The sequence below is a fragment of the Actinosynnema sp. genome, assembly GCF_052038725.1.
The window spans coordinates 1-2,680 of record NZ_JBQGCX010000327.1 but is presented as its reverse complement, the minus strand read 5'-3'; the positions used below and the strand labels follow the sequence as shown (position 1 = coordinate 2,680).

4 protein-coding genes are annotated in these 2,680 nt (G+C 72.2%); all 4 read left to right on the top strand.

Annotation, left to right across the window (positions count from 1 at the left end):
• Window positions 1–303, top strand: a 303-nt coding sequence (locus ACTUAL_RS06520; RefSeq protein ID WP_440899609.1) for a DinB/UmuC family translesion DNA polymerase, incomplete at its 5' end; no start/stop codon positions are given.
• A 283-nt stretch (window positions 304–586) separates the two neighbouring features.
• Entirely contained in the window at window positions 587–1,225 is a 639-nt protein-coding gene (locus ACTUAL_RS06515) for a Crp/Fnr family transcriptional regulator (protein ID WP_096496476.1), read from the top strand.
• A gap of 61 nt (window positions 1,226–1,286) precedes the next feature.
• The gene (locus tag ACTUAL_RS06510) at window positions 1,287–1,568 is read left to right on the top strand and encodes a hypothetical protein (RefSeq protein WP_253844648.1); all 282 of its coding nucleotides are present in this window, start codon (window positions 1,287–1,289) and stop codon (window positions 1,566–1,568) included.
• Between the two features lie 215 nt (window positions 1,569–1,783).
• A partial coding sequence (locus ACTUAL_RS06505; protein ID WP_440899608.1) for a hypothetical protein occupies window positions 1,784–2,680 on the top strand: 897 nt, incomplete at its 3' end.

Here is a 2,680-nt window from a genome sequence, read left to right as displayed (position 1 = left end):
GTGGCCACGGACGTGGCGCGCGAGGTGTACGCGACCGCGACGTCCCTGCTGGACGACCACGTCCCGCCGGGCGCGGTGCGGCTCATCGGCGTGCGGGTGGAGCAGCTGTCCGAGGGCACGGCGGGGGAGCAGTTGGCGTTCGACGCCCCCGAGCGCGGCTGGCGCGAGGCGGAGCAGGCGGCCGACCAGGCGAGGACCCGCTTCGGCACGGCGGCGGTCCGCCCGGCCTCCCTCCTCTCCACCGCCCCGGCCCGCTCGGCGGAACCCGAGCCGAAACCGGAACGCCACCCCGAGGGCCGCTGAACCCGACCGCCACCCGATCACGCCCCTCCGGCCAGCCGCGCCCGCCTCCCCCTCCGCTGTCTCTCCTCCACTTCCGGAGCTCTCCGCTGTCGGGCCTCTCTGTTCCGGGTCTCTCAACTCCCCGCTCTCTCTTGCTTCCGGGTCGCCTGTTCATCGCATCCGTTCGCCCTGCTCGTCTCGTTCGGCGCTGCTTTCCGGGGCTCCGCAGTCGCCGGGCCGCCGTTCGGGTGTCATCCCGGCGTGCTCCCCACCCGTTCGCGCTAACCGAGTGCACCCTGTTCTGGTGGAGCGGTTCTGGGCCCGGTTGACCGTCGCGGAGCAGGGCCTCCTGCGCGCCGCGGGTGTCGAGCGCGACTACTCGCGCGGCGCCGTCGTGTGCCGCGAGGGCGAGACCACCGCGCACGTCCTGGTCGTCCGCGAGGGCCTCCTCCGGGTCACCGCCGTGACCCCGACCGGCGAGCGCCTGCTCGCGGTGCGCGGTCCCGGCGACATCGTCGGCGAGCGGTCCGCCGTGGACGGACTTCCCCGCTCGGCCACCGTCAGCGCCAGCGGTCGCACCAGGGCGCTCGTGCTCACCGCCGCCACGTTCACCGCCCTGTGCCGCCGCGAGCCCGGCATCTCCTGGGCCGTCCTCGGCGTGGTCGTCGGCCGCCAGCGCGACGCGGACCGCCAGCGCGTGCAGATCAGCGGCACCGCCACCCAGCGGGTCGCCGCGGTCCTGCTCGACATGGCCCTCCAGCGCGGCATCGCCGACCAGGGGGCCGTGCCGTTCACCCAGGAAGAACTCGCGGGAATCGCCGGAACCTCGCGAGAATCACTGGTCCGGGTGCTGCGCTCCCTGCGTTCCGAGGGCATCATCTCCACGGGCAGGCGCGTGGTGGACATTCACGACGTCCGGCGCCTCCAGGGTTACGCGGACTGAATTCCGGCCCAGTGCGTCATCTGACGCAGATCCCCTTCGCGAGTGCTCCTAAAAAGGAGCCATGACGAAAGGGGGAGCCATGATCCGCCGTGAAGCCGAGATCAGGTCCCGCAGGAAGTTCACCGAGCGGCTCGCCTGCGCGCTGCTGTTCTCCGCCATCCAGCTGTGGGCGTTGGCCGTGGTGCTGACCCGCTTGGAGGTCGACGGCGTGACCGCGCTGGCGATCGCCTTCTGCACCGCGGGCGGACTGGTCGCCCTCTACGACGCCTGGTCCGGCGTGCGCGTCACCGCGCGTGAAATCGATCAGGAGATCAACCAGGAGGAGGAACTGGCGAGGTTCTGATCGGGTGAAGGTGATTTCGAGGGGTAATCACCTTCCGGGCAAAGGCTCCCGGCGGCCACCAGGCCACCGGGAGCCTTTCCCGTTCCGCCCCGCCCATACCCCACTCCGCCCCCCACTTCCCGTCATTCCCCCAAGTTCTCCACACCCCCACCGGTTGTCCACAACCCCCGCTTTCCCTCCTCGCCGCCCGCCCCAGGGCCGCCCACAGTGGACCCATGCGCCTCACGCCCACGATCAACCTCGATGCCCTGGCCCTCCTCTTCGCGAACCGCATCGCCTCCGCCGCACTCCTGGTCCGCCTGGGCCTGCCCGCGGCCGAACTCCTGTCCCGCTGCGAACGCGGCGGCCCGTGGCAGCGCCTGCTCCCCGGAGTCCTCCTCCTCTCCCCGATCCCGCCAACCCGGACCCAGTGGGCGCGCGCGGCGCTCTGCTACGCGGGCGCGGACGCCCAGCTCACCGGGATCGACGCCCTCCACCTGCACGGAATGCGCTCACTGCCTCCGGCGGGCCAGATCCTGGTCCTCTCCCGCAGAGGCAAACCGCCCACCGACCGAGTGAGGGTGATGGCCACCAGACACCCGCCACCACCGCTGCTGGTGAACGGCTTCCCCACCGCCCCACTGCCGAGGGCCGCGACCGACGCGGCACGGGTGCTCGACAACCCCCGCGCCCTGAGCGCCGTCTTCACCGAGGTCGTCACCAGAACCGGTGTCTCCACCGCAGACCTGCGCGCACTCCTGCCCAAGGCGACGGCCGCGACCCGCCAAGCCCTGGCCGTGGTGGAACGCCCGCCCCTGGCGGTGAAACGAGCCCAGGAGCTGACGACCCACCTGGGCCTGCCGGAGCCGAGGTGGAGCCCCACGATCACCACGGCGGAGGGCGACCCCTTGGGCGTGGCCGACGCCTGGTGGGACGCCTACGGCCTGGCCTGGCAGTTCAGAACCCCAAAACCCTCCTCGACGGCCCTGCAGGCAGCGGGCGCGGTGGTCGTCCACACCGACCCGACAACCCTGAGAACAGGAGGCCCCCACCTCCTGACCCCCCTGGCAAGGGCCACCGCCCAAGCCCAAACCCGCCCCCGCCCACCTCTGACGGCGAAGAACGGCATCACC